Annotated in this window: 20 protein-coding genes; 17 read left to right on the top strand and 3 right to left on the bottom strand. The window is 57.1% G+C overall.

Going from position 1 to position 25,668, the window contains the following annotated elements; translation table 11 throughout:
- The first annotated feature begins 37 nt into the window (after positions 1-37).
- On the top strand, positions 38-952 hold the full coding sequence (locus tag ABLQ08_RS31190; RefSeq protein ID WP_352950645.1) for a LysR family transcriptional regulator: 915 nt from the start codon (positions 38-40) through the stop codon (positions 950-952).
- Between the two features lie 759 nt (positions 953-1,711).
- On the opposite strand, the gene ABLQ08_RS31180 is transcribed toward ABLQ08_RS31190, so the two are convergent.
- Entirely contained in the window at positions 1,712-2,461 is a 750-nt protein-coding gene (locus tag ABLQ08_RS31180) for a class I SAM-dependent methyltransferase (protein ID WP_352950643.1), read from the bottom strand.
- A 422-nt stretch (positions 2,462-2,883) separates the two neighbouring features.
- Between ABLQ08_RS31180 and ABLQ08_RS31175 the strand changes: the two genes are divergently transcribed.
- The 6 genes from ABLQ08_RS31175 to ABLQ08_RS31150 all read left to right on the top strand — a co-directional run bounded on the left by ABLQ08_RS31175 (position 2,884) and on the right by ABLQ08_RS31150 (position 10,835).
- Positions 2,884-4,974 (top strand): alpha-amylase family protein, encoded by a 2,091-nt coding sequence (locus tag ABLQ08_RS31175; protein WP_352950641.1) that lies wholly within the window; start codon positions 2,884-2,886, stop codon positions 4,972-4,974.
- A gap of 132 nt (positions 4,975-5,106) precedes the next feature.
- Positions 5,107-6,123, top strand: a complete 1,017-nt coding sequence (locus ABLQ08_RS31170) for a LacI family DNA-binding transcriptional regulator (RefSeq protein WP_352950639.1) — start codon at positions 5,107-5,109, stop codon at positions 6,121-6,123.
- A 418-nt stretch (positions 6,124-6,541) separates the two neighbouring features.
- Positions 6,542-7,813 (top strand): ABC transporter substrate-binding protein, encoded by a 1,272-nt coding sequence (locus ABLQ08_RS31165; protein ID WP_352950637.1) that lies wholly within the window; start codon positions 6,542-6,544, stop codon positions 7,811-7,813.
- Positions 7,814-7,938: 125 nt separating this feature from the next.
- Positions 7,939-8,880: a carbohydrate ABC transporter permease gene (locus ABLQ08_RS31160; RefSeq protein WP_352950635.1), complete on the top strand. Its 942-nt coding sequence runs from the start codon at positions 7,939-7,941 to the stop codon at positions 8,878-8,880.
- Positions 8,877-9,704, top strand: coding sequence for a carbohydrate ABC transporter permease (locus tag ABLQ08_RS31155; protein ID WP_352950633.1), 828 nt, complete (start codon positions 8,877-8,879; stop codon positions 9,702-9,704). The genes ABLQ08_RS31160 and ABLQ08_RS31155 overlap by 4 nt, the downstream gene beginning before the upstream one ends.
- 21 nt (positions 9,705-9,725) lie before the next feature.
- Positions 9,726-10,835 carry an ABC transporter ATP-binding protein gene (locus ABLQ08_RS31150; RefSeq protein WP_352950631.1) on the top strand — a complete coding sequence of 370 codons (1,110 nt, stop codon included), beginning with the start codon at positions 9,726-9,728 and terminating at the stop codon, positions 10,833-10,835.
- A gap of 110 nt (positions 10,836-10,945) precedes the next feature.
- On the opposite strand, the gene ABLQ08_RS31145 is transcribed toward ABLQ08_RS31150, so the two are convergent.
- The gene (locus ABLQ08_RS31145) at positions 10,946-12,142 is read right to left on the bottom strand and encodes an HAD family hydrolase (protein ID WP_352950629.1); all 1,197 of its coding nucleotides are present in this window, start codon (positions 12,140-12,142) and stop codon (positions 10,946-10,948) included.
- A gap of 114 nt (positions 12,143-12,256) precedes the next feature.
- Between ABLQ08_RS31145 and ABLQ08_RS31140 the strand changes: the two genes are divergently transcribed.
- Positions 12,257-14,737 carry a glycoside hydrolase family 95 protein gene (locus ABLQ08_RS31140; RefSeq protein WP_352950627.1) on the top strand — a complete coding sequence of 827 codons (2,481 nt, stop codon included), beginning with the start codon at positions 12,257-12,259 and terminating at the stop codon, positions 14,735-14,737.
- Positions 14,738-14,843: 106 nt separating this feature from the next.
- Here ABLQ08_RS31140 and ABLQ08_RS31135 read toward each other — a convergent pair whose 3' ends face one another.
- Positions 14,844-15,833: a LysR family transcriptional regulator gene (locus ABLQ08_RS31135; RefSeq protein ID WP_352950625.1), complete on the bottom strand. Its 990-nt coding sequence runs from the start codon at positions 15,831-15,833 to the stop codon at positions 14,844-14,846.
- 105 nt (positions 15,834-15,938) lie between these two features.
- Between ABLQ08_RS31135 and ABLQ08_RS31130 the strand changes: the two genes are divergently transcribed.
- The 9 genes from ABLQ08_RS31130 (at position 15,939) to ABLQ08_RS31090 (ending at position 25,657) form a co-directional block, all read left to right on the top strand.
- The gene (locus ABLQ08_RS31130) at positions 15,939-17,294 is read left to right on the top strand and encodes an aspartate aminotransferase family protein (RefSeq protein ID WP_352950623.1); all 1,356 of its coding nucleotides are present in this window, start codon (positions 15,939-15,941) and stop codon (positions 17,292-17,294) included.
- Positions 17,295-17,297: 3 nt separating this feature from the next.
- Complete coding sequence (locus tag ABLQ08_RS31125) at positions 17,298-18,227, top strand: 3-keto-5-aminohexanoate cleavage protein (protein ID WP_352950621.1); 930 nt, start codon at positions 17,298-17,300, stop codon at positions 18,225-18,227.
- Positions 18,228-18,278: 51 nt separating this feature from the next.
- Complete coding sequence (locus tag ABLQ08_RS31120; RefSeq protein WP_352950619.1) at positions 18,279-19,451, top strand: iron-containing alcohol dehydrogenase; 1,173 nt, start codon at positions 18,279-18,281, stop codon at positions 19,449-19,451.
- Between the two features lie 4 nt (positions 19,452-19,455).
- Positions 19,456-19,902 (top strand): acyl-CoA thioesterase, encoded by a 447-nt coding sequence (locus ABLQ08_RS31115; RefSeq protein ID WP_352950617.1) that lies wholly within the window; start codon positions 19,456-19,458, stop codon positions 19,900-19,902.
- A gap of 87 nt (positions 19,903-19,989) precedes the next feature.
- Positions 19,990-20,994, top strand: a complete 1,005-nt coding sequence (gene dctP / locus ABLQ08_RS31110; protein WP_352950615.1) for a TRAP transporter substrate-binding protein DctP — start codon at positions 19,990-19,992, stop codon at positions 20,992-20,994.
- Positions 20,995-21,066: 72 nt separating this feature from the next.
- Positions 21,067-21,615 (top strand): TRAP transporter small permease, encoded by a 549-nt coding sequence (locus tag ABLQ08_RS31105; RefSeq protein ID WP_352950614.1) that lies wholly within the window; start codon positions 21,067-21,069, stop codon positions 21,613-21,615.
- A complete protein-coding gene (locus ABLQ08_RS31100) occupies positions 21,612-22,901 on the top strand; it encodes a TRAP transporter large permease (protein WP_352950612.1) in 1,290 nt (429 codons plus the stop codon). Before ABLQ08_RS31105 ends, ABLQ08_RS31100 begins: the two co-directional genes overlap by 4 nt.
- 392 nt (positions 22,902-23,293) lie before the next feature.
- Positions 23,294-24,712: an FAD-binding oxidoreductase gene (locus ABLQ08_RS31095; RefSeq protein WP_352950610.1), complete on the top strand. Its 1,419-nt coding sequence runs from the start codon at positions 23,294-23,296 to the stop codon at positions 24,710-24,712.
- A 129-nt stretch (positions 24,713-24,841) separates the two neighbouring features.
- Positions 24,842-25,657, top strand: a complete 816-nt coding sequence (locus ABLQ08_RS31090; RefSeq protein WP_352950608.1) for a transporter substrate-binding domain-containing protein — start codon at positions 24,842-24,844, stop codon at positions 25,655-25,657.
- Positions 25,658-25,668: the final 11 nt, after the last annotated feature.

Below are 25,668 nucleotides of genomic sequence, written 5' to 3'. Positions count from 1 at the left end.
TGAACCTGATTCAATCTTGGAATGAAGCTTTTTCACAATGATTACTGGCAACCGAACCAACCTGGCAGATCTGCGACTGTTTCTCACAATCGTTCGCCGCCAAAGTTTCACCTCTGCTGCGATCGAACTTGGCATTACGCCATCAGCAGCCAGTCATGCCATGCGGCGGCTGGAGGAAAAGCTGGGCGTAAAGCTTTTGAACAGAACCAGCCGAGCAGTTATGCCTACCGATATTGGGCTGGACTTGGCGAAAAGCCTGTCCGACGGATTCGACGCAATTGATCAGGCTATTCATTCGGTTGACGCACCGGGTGCGGCAAGGTTTGGAGAATTACGGATCAATGCCTTTGCAGATGCGGCGCAACTGGTGCTTGCGCCCGCTTTGCCGGAATTTGCACGCAGATTTCCTGATGTCCGTCTAAGCCTGGCTGTCGAGGAACGTCCCATCGATATTGTCGCTGAGGGCTATGATGCCGGAATCCGCTATGGTCATCATGTGCCCGAAGATATGGTTGCCGTCCCGTTGACCGGTCCGCAGCGCTGGGTTGTTGTCGCAGCGCCCAGCTACATCGAGGAACATGGCGTGCCAAGATCACCTTCTGAGCTGGAACAGCACACCTGCATTCAATTGCTGCTTGGCGATGACTCCAATTATCCGTGGGAGCTACGCGAAGGAGACGGTGAAAAGGCATGGCGTGTTCCGGGCAACATAACCATAAAGGACACCGCAACGACGATCGCGGCTGCAAAATCCGGTGTGGGTCTGGCTTACATTCTCGAGGCCCGCGTGAAACAGGAGTTGGTGGAGGGCAGTTTGCAAATCGTCCTGGACGAGTACGCAGCTGCCGGAGAACCTCTGCATATCTACTATGCAAGCCGGCGGCATAATCACCCGGGACTGAGGGCATTGACCAATATAATTCGCCGGCACAATAACCTTTCGTCAATTTAGGATTTTTTTATGTCACACCCCAGATCACACACGTCGCACAACCTATCGGGGCGATGGCGGCACAGGCAAGTGAATGGCTTCTTGAGCGAATTGAAAGAAAGGGAAATCCGGCATTGCCACGGGAAAAGCTGTTTGCTCCGGAATTCGTTCTCGGGACGTCCTGCGCACCGCCGTCCAATTAGGAATTGTTCAGCGTCTTTCCGGTCTGGTGGCAAAACCCGGAACAAGCGGGTGTGCGTGCATGCCCGTTGGAACAGAATAGTTTGCAGTTTGTTGCGGCGCAGGAGCAAATCAAGGTAGCGATCATGCCGACAACGGCCCTGCTGTTGAACAGGTTCCTGAAAGAGAGCCTTGCGGCGAACGATCGAAGTGGCAGCGGTCGAATTCACGAGCGATGAGATTTCAAACAACCGAACCCTCAACTCGAATGCCCGGTCGACAGCCATCCGCGGTCCGTTTCGACGCTGACAGGCAGGTGCAAGGTCGCGATGCAGGAGGCAACGGCGTGCGTGATCCCGGGATTGGAGCGTGCAATGGCGTGCTCCGCGGACACAGGCTACTGTCGTAGCTTTCATGGTTCGCGATACCAAAGAAGGCATCGATATTGCGGCTTCGGATGAAGGTCTGTTTCCTTCGCGCACCCCCTCTGGATGTTGGACCAACTTGCATTCCTGTCTTGATCCAAGCCACCCAAGTAACCGTGGGTTCGTCACAGCCGGCGCAGATCGGTAAAAGGACGTGGATCCCGATTGGGGTGAGCTAGTCCTTTACGCAGTCTATGAGGATCGTAGGGGGATGTTCGAGAAAGTAACGCCAGTATTCGCGATCATCGCTTCCATCTGGAGACGGCGATAGCTCGGGCGCATGAACCGTAAAGCCGTGGAACCCGGCGTCGCTGAAAGCGGCTTCGTAGGCCGCAACCGGCAGGTAGTAATTCTCGACCTCAATCCTGGAACCGTCAACATAACCCGACCAGGTGATCGGTGCGCCGTCGCAAACCTGATCAGCCAGCTCAATGTCAAAGCCATAATCTTTGTAGTTGGGGGGGGGTCGAAAATCATAGACGCCTGGGTTTGTGGTGAACGTTACGAAGCGCCCTCCCGGCTTTAGTCGGCTGGCAAGACCCCGGCACATGCGTGCAAGCTCGGTGCGGTCTCTGGCATAAACCAGCAGCCAAGCTGCAACGACCAAATCAAATTCCTGGCTTGGAACCACCGATCGAGCGTCTTCGACCCGATATTCGATCCCGGTCGGCGCCTGAGCTTCCTGATCGCGAGCGAGTTCAATCATCCGTTCGGAAATGTCTACTCCAACCACCTTCGAAGCGCCTGCCCGACGAAGAATTCGGGTAAAATGCCCCTCGCCGCAGGCGACGTCCAACACCTTCTTGCCGGAGACGTCCCCAATCAGTTTCATCAACGAATATGTCTCGATCCGCGATCTCCACTGCTGTTCCTTCACCTTTTTGTATTGCTCAGCCAGGTGGCCTTTGTCGAAGTCAGTGGTCATGATCGCTGCATACTTCCGCGGTTGAAGGGATTTGGTGATGTGCCCGGTTGAAGTTTTTCTCAGTTCAACTTCTGACTATCGTGCACGGGATTGTTGTGCCAGGCAACCCGCCCCTGACACCTGCTTTCTGGCGCTTCGGCAACTCGCTTGCACCGGAGGCGCCTCATAGTCGAACAGAGCGATCTGACTTGTTGCGGCCGGTCAGAGTTTTCATTTCAATCCTTGGAACTCAATTGCCGTCTCGCCGACCGTTTCGATGAGCGGATGTAATGCCGCTCATGCCTCAGTCCCTTGCCTTCTTGCTTGACACACAATCAAAATTGAAAAAAATGAAAACGATATTAAAATAATTCGCATGCGATTGAGTTTAGCCAAATTCCGCTCGCGTGCTGATGGCAGATTAGGAAAAGCGATCTCTCAGAATGGCGAATAACGGCACACCGAAATGCGAGTCTTCGGCAAGTCTGACAGACTTCCGATACCGGCAAATCCATCTCGATTTTCACACTTCCGAGCACATTGCCGGCGTCGCGGAGAATTTTGATCCCGATGAATTCGTGCAGACCCTTCGCAATGGAGAAGTGGACTCTGTTACCCTGTTTGCCCGGTGTCACCACGGTTGGTGCTACTATCCGACCAATGTTGGCAAGCCGCACCCTCATTTGCGCCGCCCGGACCTTCTTGGCGACATGATCAAGGCCTGTCACGAGGCCGACATCGCGACGCCGGTGTACATTTCCGTTCAATGGGACGAAGTCGTTGCTCGGGAACATCCTGAGTGGCGTGTGATGCAGGCACAAAACCGTGCCGCCAACTATCCAGGAACCGAGCCGTCGGCGATGAACCAGTTGACGCCAACCTGGCATACGCTGTGTATCAACCACAAAGGGTATGTCGACTACCTGGTCGACCTGACGCGTGAAGTTGTCGAACGCTACAATCCGCCGGGGCTCTTCATGGACATCCTCGGGTCGCATGAATGCACCTGCAATGCCTGTCTGGAGTCGATGAAAAAGGCAGGTCTCGACCCGCTGAGGGCCGAGGACCGCCAGGCCAATGACCGTGCGGTTCTCATCGCGTTTTTCAAGCGGCTCAATGCAGAGGTTCATGCCTCGCACCCGGAATGCCGCATGTTCTACAACTCGGGTCACATCTTCAAAGGTCAACGCGACCGCTACGATTTTTACGGTCACCTGGAGCTGGAAAGCCTGCCCACCGGTGGCTGGGGATATGATCATCTGCCGACCTCCGCCCGTTATGCCGACACGCTGGGAAAGGATTTTCTGGGCATGACGGGCCGCTTTCACACTCATTGGGGTGAATTTGGCGGCTATAAACGTCCCGAGGCCCTGGAATATGAATGTTGTCATATGATTGCTCTCGGGGCGCGCTGTTCGATCGGGGACCAGCTGCATCCGAAGGGCCGGCTGAACGCGGATACCTATGACCTTATCCGTCCCGCCTATCAGAGGGTGAAGAAGCTTGAACCCTTTGCCCGAAACGCAACCTATGTCAGCGAAGTTGCCATCTTGTCGAACGAAGCGCTGCAAGCATCGGAAGACTGGTCCGAGGGGCGCAACAATCCGTCGGACGATGCGGCGGCGCGCATGCTTCTTGAAATGCACATTCCGTTTGATGTGATCGATGCGGATGCGCAACTGAACCATTACCGACTGCTGATCCTGCCGGACGACATTCGTCTGGATACGGGATTGGCCAAACGCCTGGAAACGTTCGTCAGACAGGGAGGTGCGGTGATTTCGACAGGGTGTTCGGGCCTCTGGCAGGACAGGGATGAATTCGCGCTCGATATCGGGGCGGAACTTGAAGCGCCGTCGGTTCCGTTCGATCCGAGCTATCTGCAAACGCAGACTTTTCTGGACGAAAATCTCATCGGCTCGCCGATAGTCATGTACGATCAGGCATTGGCGTTAAAGGCGACCGACGGTGAAGAGCTCGCACACATTCTGCCCTCTTATTTCAACCGTTCCTGGGACCGCTTCTGTTCCCATCTCCACACGCCGGAAGATCCGGATGCCGGCACGCTTGGCACGGCCATTGTGCAAAAAGGGAAGGTCGTTCACGTCGCTTACCCTCTGTTCAAGCTTTACGGGCGTCTTGGACAGCCTCTCTACAAGTACCTGTTTCGCGGATTGGTCAAGCGCGTGTTGCCCGATCAGTTGATCAGGACAAGCCTGCCCTCGGCAGGGCGGGTATCCGTAACCCGGCAGAAAAACGAGGATCGCACGATCGTGCATCTTCTATACGCACCTACGCAGCTGCGCGGGCGCGGAATTGCCTACAATGACGGCGAAACCCGTGCCATCGAGATCATCGAGGACGTGCCCGTACTCAACAACATTCAGGCGGATGTCCGCCTTCACAAGAAACCCCGCGCCGTCCATTGTGCCTATGACGGCGCCGAACTTGACTGGGATTTTGACAGCCGGAACCGCTTGAGGGTGCATGTGCCGGAAATGCATATTCATTCGGCGATCGTGATCGATCACTAGGCACAGAGGTTGCTGCTGGCTTGGCAGTAGACCCGGGAGAAGTTGCTGCGCCTTCTCCCAAAAACGCTTTTCGCTTGACCTGCGCGGGCTCGATGAACCATGAAACAGTGAAGGGCTCGCTCAGGAACCAAGATGAAAAAAACCGATAGAAATCCGACCATTCAGGATGTTGCGCAGGTAGCAGACGTGGCAATCGGCACCGTGTCTCGCTATCTCAACGGCTTCTCGCTGCGAAAGAGCAACCGGCTTCGGATTGAAAAGGCAATCGAGGAGCTTGGCTACCAGTCCAATTCCCTGGCCAGGTCGTTGAAGACTGACCGCACGAACGCTGTGGCGTTCGTTGTGCCGTCGTTCGACGAGTTCAATTCCCGCATTCTGACCAGTCTCGTGACGCGTTTTCGAGCTGCGAACTACACCGTCGTCACATTCCACCACGAGGACAACCCAAATTCGATCGTCGAGGCGCTGGAGGCTATCGCCATGCGCAAGATCGACGGCGTGATCATGTCCGGCGCGCTGGAGGCGCGAGGAGCGGCTCAATCTCTGCTGGACGCCGGCCGTCCGGTGATCCTTTACAACAACGATATTCGCGGTCTCGAGATCGATCGAGTTCTGGTCGACAATCGGGATGCCGCGCGGCGTGGTGTGGAGCATCTTTTTCAGGCCGGGCACCGGCGTATCGGCATTGTGACCGGCGATGTCACGACAAGTTCGGGCGCCGAGCGTCTGGAAGGCTACAAGAGGGCTCTGACCGAAGCCGGCCTTGCCCATGATGATCAGATCATTTTTCCCGGCCGCTGGCGGGCCATCGATGGCTATGCGGCACTTGATACCTTCATGGCGCTGGAGGAGCCGCCAACGGCTGTCCTCATTTCCAGCTGTGTGATGGCCGAAGGCTTTCTTGAGGCCATGAAAATGAGGGGCGTTCAGATCGGCAAGGACTTGTCGCTGATCAGCTTCGACGACAACACGATGTTCCGACTGTTCTCGCCAGGCATTGCCGCCATCGCTCAACCGACGGAGCAGATTGCCGGATATCTGACTGATCTCATGCTCTCCCGCCTGGCGGGAGGGCTGCCGCCGGCATCGCGCACGTTTACAATTTCGTGCGAGCTGGTCGTGCGTGAATCGATCCGGAACCTGACTTAGAACTACCGGACGCGCGACGTCACTGGCCGTGACGAACCGGGCTTTTGCAATGCCCGCCTATCAGGACCGTTGCACCTGCTTAAGCGGTTTGCGGCGTCTCATCCGACGAAACTGCATTTTGTCTTCTTTCCTGCGTTGGTTTTACCTCCTACGCAGCACGCATTGCATGCCAATTTTCGAGTTTAAATTATCAATTATTGAAACAATTCATTATTGAGTTCTGAAAGAAGGATATTATCAAGTCTGTTTGAAAAGTGACTAAAAAACAATGAGATAGAAATTATCTTGCTGAGAAATTTCAGAAAATAGAAGGAGTGGAATTCAGTTCCATAAGGGCAATTTTCAAGTTCGTCATTGACATTATTATTCAAAGACGAAAAAATTGAAATCGTTTCACAAATTGCTCGGGAGGAAATTCATGAAACTGATCAAATCAGTTGTTGCGGCTGCTTCTTTGGTGCTATCGGCCTCGGTTGCTTCTGCGTCGGACGACGTGAGTGGTGAACTCACGATCCTGAACTGGCTTGGCGGCACGGAAGGCGCGCTGATCAAGGCACTCGAAGAGGGGTTCCAGAAAAAATATCCCAACGTTGAAATCAGGGACATCAATCCGGCCGCAGGCGGAGGCGACGCCCGCGCCGGCATTCGATCCGCGCTTTTGTCCGGCGAGCAATTCGACCTATTGCTCAATACCTGGCCGTCTTTCGAGAAAGAGCTGATCGACGCGGGTATTATTCGCGACGTTGACGAGTATTGGACCAAATACAACTGGAGCAATGCGATCAGTGACAGCTGGCGCGCGCTTGGAACATATGATGACAAAACCTATGGCGTCTATTTCCTTGCCGGAAACCGGTCAGGTCTCTGGTATCGCCCCGACGTATTCGAGGCGGCGGGAATTGCTTCGGAGCCGCAGAACTGGGATGAGTTCATGGCGGCAATCGGGAAGCTTGGCGATGCCGGGCTGGTTCCGGTCTCCATAGGTGCCCGTTCCTGGGCAACCACCGAATGGTTCGAAAACCTGCTTCTCAAGACCGCTGGTGCGGATTTCGCCCGCAAACTGGCAGCCCACGAAGTCAAATGGACCGATCCGGCTGTCACGGAAGTATTCGCCACCTGGAAACAGATGCTGGATGCAAACTGCTGTGAAAGAGCGGAAAAGATGCTCTCGATTCACTGGCCCGACACGGCCGACGCCGTGATGCGCGACAAAACCGCGGGTGTCATGCTGATCGGTGCGTGGGCGAACCAGCGTGCGGCTGGCGATTATGGTCAGAAGCCGGGTGTCGATTATTCCTTCTTCCAGTTTCCGGCCGTCAACGAACCGCATGACAACACCATGAGCATTGACGGCAAGAACTGGCTCGTGATGAGCCAGGCGAAGAACCCGGACGCCGCGGCTGCCTTCATTGACTTCGTTCTGAGCGAAGAGGGCTCCAACATCATTGCCGACAGCAATATTGCTACTCCCTCGGCGAATGTCGACGCGAGCAAGTACGATCCGATCGTTGCCAAATATGTCGCCGAATACGCAGGAGCAGACGTTGTCTTCGTCCTGGACGATCTGCTGCCGGCCGAGTTGAGCGGTCTGTTCCGTTCAAGTCTCCAGCGTTTCGTTCAGGACCCGAGCGACGAGACGATCGCTGATATTCAGTCAGCGCTGGAAGCGAAGGCTGAAGAAATCTACTGAGCCGTCGGCTCTCGTTGAGCCGCCGGCACTCCCAGGGGGAGGGACGGGACATCGCCACTGTTCGTCCCTCTTCCGGGTGTGACTGTGCTCGGCACAATCGAAATACACAAGGCTGGGAGGCCTTTATGGAAATGGTGACGGATAGACCCTCTACCTTGCGGTCTATCGCTTCTCTTTTCAAAAGCTGGATATCGCCTTCAGGTGAGCGGCAGGACTGGGTGGCTTATGTACTTCTTGCTCCCGTTCTGATCCTTTTCGCCATAGGCGTTCTTTATCCGCTGTTTGAAACCATTCGCGTCAGTTTCCTCGACTGGACCGGGCTCGGTCCGCAAAAACCAACGGGACTGAACAACTACTTCAAACTCTGGAAAGATCCCAGCTTCAGGAGCGCGCTGAGTGTCACGCTGACCTGGACCCTGGCGACCACCTTCTTTTCGGTGCTGATCGGCTGGAGCATTGCGCTGATATCCGGTCTGGATCCAAGGCGAACGATTATCTTTCGCGTTGCCATCTTTGCCGCCTACGGCGTGTCGGAAGTCGCCAGCGGCGTGATCTGGCTCGGCATTGTCCAACCGGATTTCGGCATGCTCAACGGCATCCTGAGAGGTATCGGTCTCGGCGACCTGGCCTATCCGTGGCTTGGTAACGCGGATACCGCCATCTGGGCGCTCGTTGCGGCCTATGTCTGGACAGCCGCCGGTCTGCCGCTGCTGACATGCTACGCTGCGATTGTTGCCATTCCCAAGAGCCAGATCGAGGCTGCCTATGTGGACGGCGCGACACATATGCAGGTGCTGCGTCACATTCTCATTCCCTATTCCATGCCGGGCCTTCGGGTTGCGATCTTCCTGATCCTGCTGAACTCCCTGAAAGCCTTCGACCTTATCCACGTGATGACGGAAGGAGGGCCGGTTCGCGGTACGGAAACGGTCGGCTACTTCATGTTCAAAGAGGCGGTTGTCTACTTCAAACAGGGTTATGGCGCGGCCAGTACGGTTGTTCTCCTGATCGGTGTGATCGTGATTTCCTTGCCTCTCATCTTCGAAAGATCGAGTGAAAGACGATGAACGAAATCTATAGACCGCCCCTGTGGCCTTTCCTCGTAATAGGTTTTGTCTCCCTCATCTGGATCATTCCTCTGTTCGGCATCGTCGCGATCTCGCTGCGGCCGGAATCCGAAACGCTGCAAGGCTGGTGGCGCATCGACGAATTCACGCTGACTTTCGACGCCTGGCGCAAGGTCTGGATCAACTATCCGCTCTGGGATGCGTTCGTGAATTCCGTGCTGATCGCCGGGCTGTCCGCACTGGGATCGGTCCTGCTCGCTCCGATGGGTGGATACTGCTACCAGTTCCTGAACTTCCCGGGGCGCCGTTTGACGTTTCTGTTGCTGGTCAACGCGTTCGTGATCCCAAATCAGGTGCTGATCATTCCGCTCTTTACCCTGTGGCGGGAAGTCGGCCTGATCGACAACATCTTTTCAGTGATCATTCCCTTCGTCGCCTTGTCGATGGCATGGGCGGTGTTCCTGGTGAAAAACTATCTCACCGACTTTCCGCGTTCGCTGATCGAAGCGGCCCAGATCGATGGTTGCGGCCATATACGCACCTTCTTCTCGGTCGTTTTGCCCAATGCGCTGACGCCCATGGCTGCGGTTGGCATCCTGCAATTCATGTGGACCTGGAATTCCCTGCTGCTGCCGATGCTGTTCTTGCGCGAAAACATCCCGTTGCCGGTGCTGCTGACCAAGATCAAGGGCACGTACGAACCAAATTGGGACCAGGTGGCGGTCGCCACGATCATCACCACGATCGTGCCCCTCGCCGTGTTCCTCTATTTCCAGAAATATTTCGCAGCCGGCGCGAGCAATCAGTCCGGCCAAAAAGGCTAACAGGTCGAACGGAGTATCAAAATGGCGACAATCGCACTGCAAAATCTGGTCAAGCGCTTTGGTGCCACCGAGGTTCTGCACAGCATCGACCTGAATGTCGAAGATGGCGAATTCATCGTGTTCGTCGGCCCGTCCGGCTGCGGCAAGTCAACGACCCTGCGCATGATTGCGGGGTTGGAGTCGGTGTCCGGCGGTCACATTCTTATCGGGGATCGCGACGTCAGCAAGCTGGTTCCGCGGGAACGCAATATCTCGATGGTGTTTCAGGACTATGCGCTCTACCCGCATATGTCGGTTCGCAAGAACCTGGGATTTGGCTTGAAAGTGGCCGGAACGCCGCGTGCGGAAATCGACCGCAAGGTGGGCGAGGCTGCGGAAATCCTCGGCCTCAGTCCGCTTCTTGAACGCAAGCCCCGCCAGCTGTCCGGTGGGCAGCGCCAAAGGGTTGCAATGGGCCGTGCGATCGTGCGCAGCCCTGATGTTTATCTGTTCGATGAGCCGCTTTCAAACCTGGACGCAAAGCTGCGCACGCAGATGCGCGCGGAAATCAAGAAGCTGCACCGGCGTGTCGGCAACACCGTCATCTATGTGACCCACGACCAGGTGGAAGCCATGACAATGGCCGATCGGATCGTCGTGATGAGGGACGGTAACATTGAGCAGGTCGGCAAGCCGGAAGCGCTTTATGCCCGGCCCAACAACACGTTCGTGGCTACGTTTATCGGCTCGCCGCCCATGAATCTCATCCGGGGAACGGTCGGCAGCAAAGATGGCGTTCCGGTCGTTGCCGTTTCCGACAACCTTGTCCTGCCAGTGCCGGAAGACCTTGTCGACCGCGCTACGCAAAACCAGTCGGTGGATCTTGGATTCCGTCCGGATATCTGTTCACCGGTCGGACACGAACTGTCTTCTGATGGAAGAAAGGTTACTCTTTCACTGACGATCGATCACATAGAAACGCTTGGCGCGGAGACCATGCTGACGACGCTCGTTGACGGAAAACCCGTCCTGTCGAAAATGTTCAATCCGCGTAGCGTGTCTCGGAATGACAATCTGGACTTCGTTCTGGCCGTCGATCAATGCCATCTGTTCGATGCCGATACAGGCCAAACGCTTCGCGATCCCGCGTGACCATGGGCCTGACCGGCCACTTGCGGCGTCATCAACGAGAAACCCGGCCTTTGGCCGGGTTTTTGAGATTTCGGCAGTTTGAAACCTGGGGTCGCGCACCGGGTCTTCGTTTATAGATTGTGCAATTTTTCCAGCAATTGCATTGGTTCGGTGATGGTCGCGTTCGGTTCCTCCAGCGGATGGTTTGGCGTCTTCCGGCGCCGTGGAGACCAGTTGATCCAGACCGTCTTGAGGCCAAGCGCATTCGCGCCGGCCATATCGCGGCGCAGGTTGTTACCGACATAGACGACATTTGCGGCGTCACTAGCCTTAAGTCCGAGTTTTGAAAACGCATCGTTGAAAATGCGTCGGTCGGGTTTTTCGACGCCGACGGCTTCGGAGATCGAGCGGGTGATGAAATGCCGGGTGAAACCGAGTTTACCGTGCACGTTGTCGAAGCTTTCAACTTTCCCGTCGGCAACCAGTGCAACCAGGTAGCCTTCTTCGGTCAGTGCCTCCAGCAGTTCCTGCGCACCTGGAATCGGGTGCGCATCCTGAACCACTCCGCCCCGGTATATCTCGCTTGCTTCGTCGATCAGCGTGTCGCCGCTGTCGAGCAGCACAGCCTTGATGCCTTGTTTTTCATCCCGCAACTTATCGGTCTGCCTCAGGACGAATTCCGGAATGCGCTCGTTCAGTTCCTGCCAGGTGATGAACGGAACAGATGACAGGTCGAATGCATTGTCGAATATCAGGCTCGGTGTGAATGCCTCGGACCGCATATAGGTGCGGGCAAGGTAATGGTCGTAGGGTCTGAGGCTGGCAAGCTGGTCGCGATAGGCTGGTTGCACAAGAATGTCCATGCTTCCCGCCCGATCGCGGCAACAACCGATCAGGCGCTCGCCGTGGGTCTCGATGTGACTGAGGCTGGAGAAGAAAGCATGCTTGCCCGGCTCTGAATAGAGGTGAACCCGGCCGTTGCGGATCGGCAGATCTCGTTCGTCACCAAAATGATCGGCAAAGCGCCCGTGAGAACTCGCCTCGACCCGGGCGACTTCCTGATCTCCATTCAGGTGAACCCAGATGTGTTCGAGCTCATAGAGATGCTGAATGTCCCAGTCCCACCAGATTGCATATTCGATCACCGTTTCGACACCCTCGTTGAAGGTGATCGAGTGTCCGCTTGAAGGTGAGGAAGAGGGCTCGGTGATCAGGGAGACACCCACGTGATGCGGAAGAAACGGTTCGTTTCTGTCGAAAAGAATGGTTGGCGCGTGTTCGCGAGCGATTTTCAGCACCTGGGTGGTTGTTTTAGGGATCGGTTTCATAGCAATATTGAATTAGTTGATATCGATTCATATACTAAATGAAAAACGGACCGGCGCAAGAGCCTGCTTACAGGGCTGGATCCGCATTCGCACCCTCCTGCCTCAGAGGTCTTTATGCCCGACAATTCGAGAACCCCGCTGCTGCTGCAATATTCGTCTCCGGCAGCACATTGGAACGAGGCGCTGCCGCTCGGTAACGGACGGCTGGGGGCCATGGTGTTCGGTCGAGCTGGCACACCCCGGATTCACCTTAACGAAGATACTTTGTATAGCGGCGAGCCGGACCAGATCTACGAGCCGCCTTTCATCGGCGACCGGGTCGCCAAAGTGCGCGAGATGCTTGAAGAAAAGCGCTTCGCGGAGGCGCAGGAAGAAGTGCGTCGGCATTTTCTCGGACGGCAGGGGGCATCATACCAGCCGGCGGGCACCTTGAACCTGACGATGAAACAAACCGGCGAAGTGACAGGCTACAATCGCGCGCTGGATATTGAAAAGGCGGTTCATACCGAAATCTATCGACAGAATGAGATCACGTTCAGGCGGGACACATTCGTGTCTCATCCGGACCAGATCGTGGTGATGCATCTGGCTGCGGATCAGGCCGGTGCAATCAGTTTCGATGCTCATTTCGACAGTGTTCATCCCACGGCTCGCACGGTCTTTGACGGGAATCTGATGGCGTTGCGCGGCCAGGCGCCAAGCTTCAGCCTCCACTATGGCAACCTGTTTCAACGGATTGAGCAGCTCGGTGATCAGCACAAGTTTCCTGAACTCTACGACGAGGCGGGATTCTTGCGGTCCTATGTGACCCCGGATCGATTGGGGGCCGGTCAATTTGTGCTTTACAACGAAGACGGCCAGGGTCGCGGCATGTTTTTTGAAGCTGCGCTGAAGGTCGATTACGAAGGCGGTTCCTGCACCTGGAAAGACCATCGTCTGATGGTGAGAGGCGCGGACCGGGTGACATTGCGGATATCGGCCGCAACGAGCTTTAACGGTGTCGACAAAAGCCCCAGTCGGGAAGGCGCTGATCCTGAGGCGCAGAACAGGGCGAATCTTAAGGCCGCAGAGGCGCATGATTTCGCTGCGCTCAAGGCGCGTCACGTTGCCGACTTCGCCCCCCTGATGCGGCGGGTCGATCTCCGGCTCGGGGACGGATCAAGTCCGGCGGGGAATACCGACGAGCGTCTTGCCCGCTTTCAGGCGGAAGGGGATCCCGCACTGGCCGCACTCTTGTTTCAGTATGGCCGATATCTGCTTGTTTCGGCGTCGCGCCCCGGTACGCAGGCTGCTCACCTGCAAGGGATCTGGAGCGATGCCAATGTACCGATCTGGAGTTCCAATCATACGATCAACATCAACACCGAAATGAACTATTGGCCTGCCGAGGTAACCAACCTGTCGGAGTTGCACGAACCCCTGTTTGACATGATCGAGGAACTCGCAGTCTCAGGTGCAAGCAAGGCTGATAGCATGTTCGGTTTGCCGGGCTGGATGGCGTTTCACAACACCTCGATCTGGCGCGAGACCAATCCGACAGGCAATTCCCCGCAGTCGGCATTCTGGCCGATGGCCGCGGGCTGGCTGCTCAGCCACATGTGGGAACACTATCTGTTCACACGAGACAGGGAGTTTCTGAAACAGCGTGCCTTCCCGTTAATGGTGTCGGCCTGTGCGTTTTTTCTCGAATGGCTCGTGGAAGACAAGGACGGGTTTCTGGTCACCCCGGTCAGCACCAGCCCGGAAAACAACTATCTTGATGAAAATGGCAAGGATTGTTGCGTCAGCCAGGGATCGACCATGGACATGGCGATTATTCGGGAATTGTTTGCCCGGACCGCTAAGTGCTGCGAACTGCTGGATGAAGATGCCGTATTGCGTCAGACGCTGGAGGAGCGCATCGAACGGTTGTTGCCCTATCGTATCGGTGGCAAGGGGCAATTGCAGGAGTGGCATGAAGATTATCCCGATTGGAATCCGCACCACCGTCACGTTTCACATCTATACGGTGTTTTTCCCGGTGATCAGATAACGGAGGCAACACCCGACCTGCAGAATGCGGCGCGGCAATCGCTGGATATTCGCGGCGACGAGGCTACCGGCTGGAGTATGGGATGGAAGATCGCCCTTCATGCGCGCCTTGGCGATGGAGAGCGGGCCTACAGGATCCTTCATAACTTTCTGGAGTTTGTTGAGAACGACCGGCCAAAAGGACAAAAGGGCGGTGTTTATGCAAACCTGCTTTGCTCTCATCCGCCGTTTCAGATCGATGGCAATTTCGGCTATACGGCCGGTGTGGCAGAAATGCTGTTGCACAGTCACAACGGCAAGGTCGTTTTGCTGCCATCCCTTCCAGCAGCCTGGAGCGAAGGTTCTGTAAGTGGACTAAAAGCGCGGGGCGATTATGAAATTGCGATGGTTTGGTGCGGCGGCCAGTTGAAAAACGCGAAAATCAAGGCACGTCATGCAGGCAAGCTCGTACTGGAAACAAGAAACCTCGTTGAGTGCAAATCGAACACAACGCTCCTGCGCGGAACGCACTTTGTTCTGGAAGTTGAAGCCAGTGAAGTAGTTGAACTCAGGTCAATCGAGTAGCCGGGTTGGGTGGGCATGTGTGCTGCACAGGTTTGGCAGTCGCCAGCCAAAACCTATGAATGTTGAATAGTCACAAAAGCAACTTCCGCTCAATTCGCCCGTTCACTCAGTCGGAAAACTGTCTCTGTTGCAAACCTGATTTATACGTGCGTTCTTCCAACGGTACCTTTGACAGTTCGCCTCGGAAAAACTCCAGAAACGCGTCTTCCGCCCGGTTCAGGCGTGCATTCGGATTGGTCACGAGATGAACATCGATTTCCAGCGTGTCCTCATAGGGAGGCAGACGCCAGAGCTGGCCGCTTTGCACGTAGGCGTCGGCGACATGGACGGGTAGGGGGCCGAATCCGAGCCCGGCAATGATCATGCGCATCGCTTCACCCAGGTGGGAGGTGGAACCGGTAACCTGGTCGTCCAGTTTGTGATGGGCTCGCATCAGGGCTACAGGACGCAGAGCGTCCCAGAGTTGATCTGTTTTGAAAGTCACCGATGAGTGGCCTCGGAGATCCTGGACTTTCAGGTTCGACTGGCCGAACAGCGGATGCGTCGGGCCGCAGAAAAAGCCGAAGTAACACCGGTAGACCTGCTCGTAGACCAGCTTGGCATGCTTGTCGTAGACAAGACAAATACCGAGACCGGCTCCTTTTTCCAGCACCGTTTGCCGAACTGCCTTGCTCGGCATCACATTGATCTCGAAGCCGACCTTTGGATGCAGGCTGTGAAACTGCGACAGCACCCGGTCGAACAGGTCACTTTCGATACGGCTGAACGCGGCAACCGTCACCTTGCCGGTCAATTCGTCTTCAATGCCTTGTCCGGCAGAAATCGCCCGCGAAATCGTACCGTAGACCTCAATGCACTCCCGGTAGAGATGCTGCCCGGCAGGTGTGACCCTGAAGGTTGACGGACTGCGTTCGATAAGCTGTGTCTGCAGACGGTCTTCCAGCCGTTTCAGCGCCTGGCTCACCGAAGGTTGCCGCAATCTCAATCGGTTGCCCCCCTTGGTCACGCTGCCTTCCTGCACCACGACCATGAAAGTACGCAACAGATTCCAGTCCAGTTCTCGGGTCAGTCGCTCGCTGTCGGTCGGTGTCTTCATATAGATGCTGCCTATGAGATATATGCTCATTATCTATTTGAGTGATAACCCGCTCACACCGTAATCAGCAAGGCGAAAACAACTTGATTACGGGGAGTGTCCTGAATGACCGCGAAAGATGGTCGCTCGACGGATTCCAATCTTTTTTATCAATCACGCTCCCGCCGCCCGGCGGTCGATCGGGCGGAAGGCATTTACATCTGGGGGGCGGACGGCAAGCGCTACATTGACGGATCCTCCGGCGCCATGGTCAGCAACATTGGTCATTCCAATCCGAATGTGCTGGCGGCGATGAAGGCGCAGATGGACAGCGCAACCTTCGCCTATCGGCTGCATTTCGAAAATGAACCCGCCGAGAACCTGGCAACCGCGATTGCCGATCGTATGCCTGAGGGCTTGAACCGTGTGTTCTTTGTTTCGGGAGGGTCGGAGGCTGTCGAAACCTGCGTGAAATTTGCCCGTCAATGGGCGGTCGCGACGCGACAGAACGAGCGCTGGAAGGTAATTTCCCGTTTTCCCTCCTATCACGGCTCGACCTTGGGCGCGCTTGCCCTGACCGGCTACGGACCATTGAAGGATGCCTTTGCACCGCTGTTCAAGGACATGCCCAAGATACCGGCCCCGACCTGCTATCTCGACCGGGACAATCTCTCAGATCATGACCGCGGCTTGAAATATGCCGAAATGCTGCGCGAGGAAATCATCGCCCAGGGACCGGAAACCGTTCTCGCCTTTGCCATGGAACCGGTGGGCGGCGCTTCGACCGGCGCACTGGTGGCCCCTGACAGCTACTATGCCCGCGTCCGGGAGATCTGCGACGAGTTCGGTATTCTGCTGATCATGGACGAAGTCATGAGCGGTGTCGGCCGGACCGGCCGGTTCATGGCTTCGGAACACTGGAACGTGCGTCCGGATCTGGTCGCGGTTTCCAAGGGATTTGCCGCTGGCTATGCACCGCTCGGTGCGATGATCGCCCGTGAGGACATGGTCGAGGCCGTTCTGGATGCCGGCGGATTTGCCCATGGCCACACCTATGCGGGCAACCCATTGGCCTGCTGCGCAGGACTGGCCGTCCTGAACGAAATCGAACGCCAGGGGCTGATCCCTCACACCGCCGAGATGGGCAAGATCCTGATAGACGGCCTGCAGGACCTGATGGACCGCCATTTCTTCATCGGAGACGTGCGCGGCAAGGGCCTCCTGACTGCGTTCGAATTCGTAGCGGATCGCGAAACCATGGCACCGCTGCCGAAAGCGCTAAATGCCTATGACCGCTTTGTCGAGATCTGCTACGAGCGCCAGCTCATCACCTATTCCCGCCGCACCCGCGGCGGCAAAGACGGCGATCATTTTCTTGTCTGTCCGCCGATGATCGTCACGGTTCAGCAGATCGATGACATCCTGAACATTCTCGACGACAGCTTGCGCGCCTTTGGCCGTGAAGCCGGATTGGCGGGGTAGGGTATGCAGCAGAAAGTCATCATCACCTGCGCGGTAACGGGCTCGATCCACACGCCCACCATGAGCCCGCATTTGCCGGTCTCACCGAACGAAATCGCCGACCACGCGATCGCGGCAGCGGAGGCTGGAGCCTCCGTCCTGCACCTTCATGCGCGTGATCCGGAAACAGGCGCTCCCAGTTCCGATGTCGATCTGTTCCGGCAATTCCTGCCGCGCATCAAGCAGAGTTGCGACGCCGTTCTGAACATCACCACCGGCGGCAGCTCGCAAATGACGGTGGAACAGCGCCTGTCGGCCCCGGCGCAATTGTCGCCGGAAATGTGCTCGCTCAACATGGGATCGATGAATTTCGGCCTGTTCCCGATGGCGGAGCGTCATGCCGACTGGAAGCACGACTGGGAACCCCGTTTTCTGGAGAACACCCGGGACGTCGTCTTCAAGAACACATTCAAGGATATCGAGACCGTGTTTTCGAGGCTGGGCGACGACTGCGACACCCGTTTTGAGTTCGAATGCTACGACGTCGGTCACATCAACACGGTGGCCTTCTACATGCGCCAGAAGCGCATCAAGGCACCGGTCTTCCTGCAATTCGTGATGGGTGTCCTGGGCGGAATGGATGCCAGCCCGGAAAACCTGATGCACATGAAGGCAACAGCCGACCGGCTGCTGGGCGACCAATACCGGTTCTCGGTTCTGGCTGCCGGGCGCCAGCAGATGCGGCTTGGCACTATGGGTGCCGTGCTGGGAGGAAATGTCCGCGTCGGCCTGGAGGATTCCCTGATGATCGCCCGCGGCCGGCTCGCCGAAAGCAATGCCCAGCAGGTCACCAAGATCCGCCGCGTGATCGAGGAACTCGGTCTGGAAATCGCAACTCCCGACGAGGTGCGCGAGACGCTGCACCTCAAGGGAGGCGACAGGACCGGGTTCTGACATGTCGATGGCGCGCCTCAACTTCCGCCCGGTCTTCAGAGGAGTTTTCCTGTGACCCCGTTCGTCTTCAACACGACTGCGCAGATCGTGTCCCGTCCGGGCGCTTCTTCAGACCTGCCGGTACTGGCTGGTTCCTTGCTGGGCGACGACATCCTGTTCATTACCGACAGGGGCATTCGCGCTTTGCAATTGGAGCAGCCTATTCTGCGAGCGCTGCAGCACTCGGGAGCCACCGTCACCGTTTTTGATGCCGTGGAGGCGGACCCCAGCCTCGATACGCTGCAGCAGGCAACGGAAACCGCCCGGAGTATCGGCTGTACCGGCGTCGTGGCCCTGGGTGGAGGGTCGTCAATGGATGTCGCCAAGCTGGTGGCGCTGCTGGCCGGATCCGGAGAGGACATCGACCGGGTCTGGGGTGTCGGCAATGCCAAGGGGCCGCGTCTGCCGCTGGTCCTGATCCCGACCACTGCCGGCACCGGTTCCGAAGTCACACCCGTTTCGATCATCACCGTGGACGGCGAGGAAAAGCGCGGTGTTTCCTCGCCGCTTCTGTTACCGGACATTGCTGTCCTCGACGCAAACCTAACGCTCAGCCTGCCCTCCGGCGTCACGGCGGCCACCGGCATCGACGCCATGGTTCACGCGATCGAGGCCTATGCGTCGAAAAACGCCAACAACAATCCGATGTCGCGCATTCTGGCTGTCGAAGCTTTGCGGCTGCTCGGCTCGAACATCGAAACGGCGGTCTTCGATCCGGACAATATCGAGGCACGCGGCAAGATGCTGCTCGGTTCGGCGCTGGCAGGTATGGCGTTCGCCAACTCACCGGTCGCCGCCGTGCATGCCCTCGCTTATCCGATCGGAGGCTCATTCCATATCCCGCATGGCCTGTCCAACGCGCTTGTGCTGTCGGAGGTTCTGCGCTTCAACGCGGCGGACAGCGCCAACGGGTCCTACCTGCGCTACGCCGAACTGGCCCCGCACGCATTCGCGGATCTGACCGCTGCTGCCGAGCCGCGGGATCTTTGCGCAACCTTCGTCAACCGCCTTGCCGACCTTTCGGTCAAACTCGGACTGCCGGCCCGGCTTCGCGACGTCCAGATCCCCAGGAATGCCCTGTCGAAGATGGCGGCGGACGCCATGAAGCAGACGCGCCTTCTCGTCAACAATCCGCGCGAGCTGACCGAAGCCGATGCTCTCGCCATCTACCGGGCCGCATGGTGATTTCATGAGCAGACCTGTACCGCTGAAACGCAGTGATTTTCCGGTGACGCAGCCGCTTCAGACCCGTTGGAGCGACAATGACATCTACGGGCATATGAACAACACCGTGCATTACCAGCTGTTCGACACGGCCCTGAACATGTGGCTGATCGGGGAGGGGCTTCTGGAGCCGTCGCGCAGCGAGACTATTGGCGTCGTCGTCGACACGGGCTGCAGCTACTTCGCCGAGCTTGCGTATCCGCAACCCGTTCTCGCAGGCCTGCGCGTGGAAAGACTGGGCAGGTCCTCCGTCACCTACCGCATCGCGCTGTTCGGCGACGGCGAAACCGCCGCCGCCCAGGGGCATTTCACTCAGGTGCTGGTCGACAGAAAGACGCGCAGGCCCGTACCGATCAGCGACCGCTGGCGCGATGTACTGACCAGGGCTTCCATTCCCGAGCCTTGCAGCTAGCGGAGAAGGCGGCCCGTCTCGAGCTCATCCCCTCAGACCTTCAAACCCCGGCATCGGCCGGCAACAAACCCAAGGGAGGAACCATCCATGAAACTGACAAACCTGACCAAAGGTGTGGCGGCAGCCGCTCTGGCGCTGTCACTTGCGCTGCCTGCGGCGGCAGCCGACATGCGCCTGAAATTTGCCGGAGTGTTTCCGGTCGATCATCAGGGCAGCAAGATGATGGAGCAGATCAAGGCGGATATCGAAGCGGCTGATGTTGGCCTGAAGGTTTCCGTGTTTCCGGCCAACCAGCTGGGATCCGGCGAAGCACTGCTTGAAGACACGATCCGAGGAAACATCGACTTCACTGCCGCCTTCATCTACGCGCACAAGGATCCACGCCTGGAATTCCTGTCGATGCCCTTCCTCGTCTCCGGATGGGACGATATGGACGACACAATGCGGAACCTGGATTCCGAGTTCAACACCGTCCTGCAGGATATCCTCGGGGATTTGGGGTTGAGGCTGCTGGTCAACAACCCGGAAGGTTTCGTCGGTATCGTCGCCACTGAAAAGCCCGCCGACTGGAACGGCATGGGCGACAAGGGCGTGAACATTCGCGTCTGGTCCTCCAATGTCATCAAGTCGATGGTCGAATCCCTCGGATACCAGGCAACGACCATGGCCTGGGGCGACATCTTCCCGGCGCTGCAGTCCGGAATCGTCGACGGCGCGATCTGCTGCACCAAGACCGCAACATATTCGATCTTCGCCAAGTCCGGCGTCGGCAAATACTTCATCGAATACAATTCGGTTTCCGAACTCACCTCGTTCTACGCCTCCCAGAAAACGTGGGACAAGCTGAACGAAGAACAGCGGCAGGTCGTGCAGGCCGCCTTTACCAAGGCGTCGGACGATTTCTTCGCCTACAACAAGGAAAACGACGAAGCTTTCGCAAAGAAGCTTGAAGAGAACGGCTACGAGATCCTGCGCCTATCCCCGGAAGAGCAGGCCAGCATGGCCCAGCATGTTCAAGAGAACATCTGGCCGCTGATGGAAGAAGCCGTCGGCAAGGACATCATCGACCGGCTGGTTGCTGCCAAGCAGTAAACCGATCACCCGGCAGGACCGGCCCAAGGGATCGGTCCTGCCTTGTCCTTTAAGACAGCACGCGGGGGACACATGACATCCGTGACCGACAAACTGCCTGTAGCCGTCGGCAGGCCTCTCAACCTGATCCTCAAAGTCATGCGGCTGATCGTAACGGTCAGCGGTTTTGTCATGGCAGGCACCTTTCTCTTCGTCGTGCTGGTACGAAACTTCGGTGGCAACCTGTTTGCCTTCGAGGAATGGTTGATGGCGATCAGCTTCTGGGGCTTCTTCATGGGGGCGGTGCTGGCTTCCGAACGCCGGATGCACATCAATGCCGATATCCTTAGCGTGATCATCACGAACCCGCACCTGGCATGGTGGCGTCAACTCGTCGTGCAGATCATCGAATTCGTGGTCACGATGATCATCTCCTATTGGGCTTATCTGATGGTGCGCGACGAAATTCTGTCCTATCCGATCTGGCAGACGACGGCCGCGCTGAAGATCCCCTTTCTGTTCTGGCGTACCGGGATCTTCCTCAGTTTCATTTTCATGTCGGTGTTCGCAGCTGCCCATCTTTACGTCCATATCGTGGACCGCAACGCGCCTGCGAGCGGCCGCGCGGAGGTGACGTCATGATCATTTTCGGCAGCATCGCCATCATCTGCGGACTGCTTCTGCTTGGTGTCAGTGTCTATGTCGCCTTCGGCGCGGTCCTGATGTTCCTCGCCTATACCGGTGGACATGACGTTGCGGGTTATCTGCCATCGGGCGAGTGGAAGATGAACACCATCGTCTTGCTGGCGATCCCTCTGTTCATGATTGCAGGCGGCATCATGGAGAGGGGTCGGATTGCGGCACCCCTCATCGCTCTTGCCGAACTGTTCATCGGTCATATCAAGGGTGGTCTTCCGGCGGCCTCCGTCTTGGCCAGTGGCGTCTTCGGTTCCATTTCCGGCAGCGCCAACGCAACGCTCACCTGCATCGGCGGCATCATGATGCCGCACCTGCGCAAGGCGAATTACCCGGACGGGCTTTCCGCTGCCCTGATCGTCAATGCCTCGCCGCTTGGCCTGCTGATACCTCCGAGCGCCTCGCACATCCTTTATGCCTGGGTGGCGCAGCAATCGGTACTGAAGGCGTTTCTGTCCACCGTCATTCCCGGGATCATCCTGATCACCCTTCTGATCATCGTGAATCAGGTCTGCCTGCGCAAATACAACGACGTGAAGGTCACCGAGCGCCCGAAGGACTTCCTGCCGATGTTCGGGCGGCAGAGTATCAAGGCCTTTCCGGCAATGCTGATGCCGGGCATCATTCTGGGCGGTATCTACGGAGGCATCATGACCCCGACCGAGGCCGCGGGCGTTGCGGTCATCTACGCCATCCCGATCGCCATCTATGTCTACAAGGGCCTGACCTGGAAAACACTGGCGGAAACCGTGCAGAATTCCGGCGTCACCATTGGCATCGTGATGATCATGATATTCCTTGTGCTGATCGTCAGCCGCTTCCTGATCTTCGAGGACATTCCCAACATCGCCAAGGACATGGTCTATTCGGTCAGCGACAACCCCATTGTCATCCTGCTGATGGTCAATCTCGTGATGATCCTCATCGGCATGCTCATGGACGATATTTCCGGGCTATTGCTGTCGACGCCGTTGCTGTTGCCAATCGTTCAGGGTGTTGGCATGGATCCGATCCACTTTGCCGCGGTGCTCGGCGTAAATCTCGGCATGGCCAACGTTACACCTCCCACCGCGCCGCTGCTTTACCTCGGTGCTCAGGTGACGGAGACGCCCGTAAACCGATTGTTGTGGCCAACGCTCCTGTTCATCATTTTTGCCTGGATGCCGACACTTGTGCTCACCACCTTTGTACCTTCGCTATCCCTGTGGCTGCCGCAGCTGCTGCTGGGGTGATGCGCTACATCGCAACCCAAGACCGCGTCCTTGCCTTGTGCAATGAAGGCCGGTTGTCAGGCTCAATCAGGCAGGAAGGAAGCCGCTACTGGAAACCTTGATTGAACCTGCGAGTGACCGGGATCAGGGTGCAAGACAAACTTTGTCGGAAAGGGGGGGCACAGGGCTTCAACCCGAATTCGACGGCTATCATCAGGCAATGCCGTTTGAAGCTGGGCCATAAGATTTCAGCCACTTACGACCATGGTCCCGCCCAGCATTTGTTTCGGGTGCGCAGAATTTCTTTCATATTCGGCTGAACAGGCTGCTGCATATTGCTCCGCGAGAACATTCAGTGTGGCGGTGAGGACCGAGGCAACGGCAGGACCGCCCGACGGCAGCAGGGTGATGCGATGACTTCCAAGGCGCTTTCCGATCACCTCTTGGGTCTTCTGGGCCCCAATGGCTGGCTTACGAAGGACATCGAGCGCTATCAGGCCGATTGGCTGAACAGGCGGTCTCCGCAGATTCTTGGCGTTGCACGTCCCGCCACGACGGAGGAAGTGTCGGCGGTCTTGCGTTTGGCCCATGATGCAAATGTCCCGGTGACACCGCAGGGCGGCAATACCGGTCTTTGCATGGGAAGTGTGCCGGAAAACGCAGGCGCAATCATCCTGTCCCTGTCGCGAATGAGACGGATCGTGTCAGTCGACCCGCAGGACTTTGCCGTGACGGTGGAAGCGGGGGTCGTGCTGGCGGATCTGAATGGCGAACTTGAAAATCATGGCCTGATGCTGCCCATGCACCTGGGATCCGAAGGCAGTGCCCAGATCGGCGGATTGATTGCGACAAATGCAGGTGGCAGCCACGCGCTTCGATATGGAATGATGCAGGATCTCGTTCTGGGACTTGAAGCGGTGTTGCCGGATGGTTCGATCTGGAACGGCAACAGGTCACTGTTGAAGGACAATGCCGGTTATCAGCTGAGGCGATTGTTCTGTGGCTCGGAAGGGACGCTCGGCGTGGTGACCAAGGCAGTCCTCAGGCTCTACCCGAAACCGCGGCAACGAGCTGCCGCCCTGATCGCGCTCGAAGACTTTCAGGCTGCTGTCGGTTGTGGTGCAGGTTTGCGCCGGGAATTTGGGGAGTTCATCTCGGCCCTGGAGTTTTTCACCGAGACGGGACTGGATCTGGTTCTGAAAAACATCTCGGATCTGAGCTTTCCGTTGGAGACGCGATCACCCGTCTACATGCTGGTCGAACTATCCTCTTCTTCCGCGTCGGTAAACCTCATGGCAATGCTGGAAACCGCACTTGGAGAGGCATATGAGCAGGAGCTCATTCTGGACGGCGTCATTGCATCGAATGAGGCACAGCGGCTGCGTTTCTGGAGACTGCGCGAGGAAATGCCTGAGGGCCAACGCTTGGAAGGGGCGCAGATCAAACATGACATTGCAGTGCCGCCGTCCCGGCTGGATGCCTTTGTTTCCCGCACCTGTGCCGGTCTCAAAGGCCTCATGCCCGGGCTCAGGATCAACCTGTTCGGGCATTTGGGGGATGGGAACATTCACTTCAACCTGTCACCGCCTCCCGGCGTTGTGGAGTTCGGCGACAAGGGCGATGGGCTGTCGCACTTCATCTACAGTCAGACAACAGCGGCTGGTGGCAGCATTGCCGCGGAACACGGACTGGGCCGGACGAAACTTCAGCACGCGGATACGCTTCGCAGCCCTGTCGAGCGTCGTCTGATGCGACTGATCAAGACGGCAATCGATCCAAAAGATGTGATGAATCCGGGCGTTATCGTTCGCCGAAACCTTGATCAAGAATAACTTTCCAATCAGCTGCTTTTCTTGATTTCGGCGGGGCTTACCTGCCTTCTACCTTGCTCTCCTGAGCAGCGGCGCTGCTCGAGCTGCATCCGCAGTGCAGCGCCCGATACTAGGGAGGAGAATATGTTCATGATGTCCAAGCTGAAGACTTGGGTCGGTGCGGCAGCGCTGGTTTGTGTAGGTCTGACTGGGCAGGCAGGTGCCCAGGAAAAAGAAAATTTGTGGTCCGATGTTCAAGAGCGCGGCACACTCCGTGTCGGAGTTGCGGAAGCTCCGCCTCTTCTGGTCCGCGATCCGAAGACAGGTGAATGGTCGGGCTACTTCCTGGATGTGATGGAAGGATTTGCCGAAGCCATCGATGTTGAGGTCGAGCCGGTGGAAACGACCTGGGGCAACATGGTTGCCGGATTGCAGGCAGGAAAGTGGGACATTTCCTCGGCGTTGAACCGCAAGCCGCAACGGGCGCTTGCGGTGAACTACTCCATTCCGATCTGGAGCTACGAGATCGGTCTGCTGCATGACACACGCAATCCCAAAATTACCGAGGACATGACGTCCCTGGCCGATTTCGACAAGGAAGACATCACGATTGCCGTGATGCAGGGTGCAGCTGGTGATCTGTCCATCACTCCGCAGATCAAGAACGCCAAGATCATCCGCCTGGATGGTGCCAATGAAGGACGTTTGGCGATCATTTCCAAACGCGCTGATGTTTTTGCGACCGATAGCGACATTCACCGGATCACGATCCTGCAGAACCCGGACTGGGCTGCACAGGTCCTGCCGGAGCCGGCTATTGCGAAGCAGGGTATCGCCTTCGGTCTGCGCAAATCTGTTCCGCTGGAAGATGTCCAGGTGCTCGATATTTACCTGGAAGAGCAAGTCGCGACCGGTAACGTCCAGCGCCTCTACGATGCAGCAGTAGACGCGATGACAGCCAAATAAGCTTCCCCTGA

The organism is Roseibium sp. SCP14 (genome assembly GCF_040329475.1).
GTDB lineage: Bacteria > Pseudomonadota > Alphaproteobacteria > Rhizobiales > Stappiaceae > Roseibium.
Note: the sequence above shows the minus strand (reverse complement) of the source record. Positions and strands in the feature narration are given on the sequence as shown.

What these genes read in the sequence shown, in the direction of transcription:
- ABLQ08_RS31190 (WP_352950645.1), top strand. Translation starts at nt 38, where the DNA reads ATGATTACTGGCAACCGAACCAACCTGGCAGATCTGCGACTGTTTCTC.
- ABLQ08_RS31180 (WP_352950643.1), bottom strand. Translation starts at nt 2,461, where the DNA reads ATGACCACTGACTTCGACAAAGGCCACCTGGCTGAGCAATACAAAAAG.
- ABLQ08_RS31175 (WP_352950641.1), top strand. Translation starts at nt 2,884, where the DNA reads ATGGCGAATAACGGCACACCGAAATGCGAGTCTTCGGCAAGTCTGACA.
- ABLQ08_RS31170 (WP_352950639.1), top strand. Translation starts at nt 5,107, where the DNA reads ATGAAAAAAACCGATAGAAATCCGACCATTCAGGATGTTGCGCAGGTA.
- ABLQ08_RS31165 (WP_352950637.1), top strand. Translation starts at nt 6,542, where the DNA reads ATGAAACTGATCAAATCAGTTGTTGCGGCTGCTTCTTTGGTGCTATCG.
- ABLQ08_RS31160 (WP_352950635.1), top strand. Translation starts at nt 7,939, where the DNA reads ATGGAAATGGTGACGGATAGACCCTCTACCTTGCGGTCTATCGCTTCT.
- ABLQ08_RS31155 (WP_352950633.1), top strand. Translation starts at nt 8,877, where the DNA reads ATGAACGAAATCTATAGACCGCCCCTGTGGCCTTTCCTCGTAATAGGT.
- ABLQ08_RS31150 (WP_352950631.1), top strand. Translation starts at nt 9,726, where the DNA reads ATGGCGACAATCGCACTGCAAAATCTGGTCAAGCGCTTTGGTGCCACC.
- ABLQ08_RS31145 (WP_352950629.1), bottom strand. Translation starts at nt 12,142, where the DNA reads ATGAAACCGATCCCTAAAACAACCACCCAGGTGCTGAAAATCGCTCGC.
- ABLQ08_RS31140 (WP_352950627.1), top strand. Translation starts at nt 12,257, where the DNA reads ATGCCCGACAATTCGAGAACCCCGCTGCTGCTGCAATATTCGTCTCCG.
- ABLQ08_RS31135 (WP_352950625.1), bottom strand. Translation starts at nt 15,833, where the DNA reads ATGAAGACACCGACCGACAGCGAGCGACTGACCCGAGAACTGGACTGG.
- ABLQ08_RS31130 (WP_352950623.1), top strand. Translation starts at nt 15,939, where the DNA reads ATGACCGCGAAAGATGGTCGCTCGACGGATTCCAATCTTTTTTATCAA.
- ABLQ08_RS31125 (WP_352950621.1), top strand. Translation starts at nt 17,298, where the DNA reads ATGCAGCAGAAAGTCATCATCACCTGCGCGGTAACGGGCTCGATCCAC.
- ABLQ08_RS31115 (WP_352950617.1), top strand. Translation starts at nt 19,456, where the DNA reads ATGAGCAGACCTGTACCGCTGAAACGCAGTGATTTTCCGGTGACGCAG.
- dctP (WP_352950615.1), top strand. Translation starts at nt 19,990, where the DNA reads ATGAAACTGACAAACCTGACCAAAGGTGTGGCGGCAGCCGCTCTGGCG.
- ABLQ08_RS31105 (WP_352950614.1), top strand. Translation starts at nt 21,067, where the DNA reads ATGACATCCGTGACCGACAAACTGCCTGTAGCCGTCGGCAGGCCTCTC.
- ABLQ08_RS31100 (WP_352950612.1), top strand. Translation starts at nt 21,612, where the DNA reads ATGATCATTTTCGGCAGCATCGCCATCATCTGCGGACTGCTTCTGCTT.
- ABLQ08_RS31095 (WP_352950610.1), top strand. Translation starts at nt 23,294, where the DNA reads ATGACTTCCAAGGCGCTTTCCGATCACCTCTTGGGTCTTCTGGGCCCC.
- ABLQ08_RS31090 (WP_352950608.1), top strand. Translation starts at nt 24,842, where the DNA reads ATGATGTCCAAGCTGAAGACTTGGGTCGGTGCGGCAGCGCTGGTTTGT.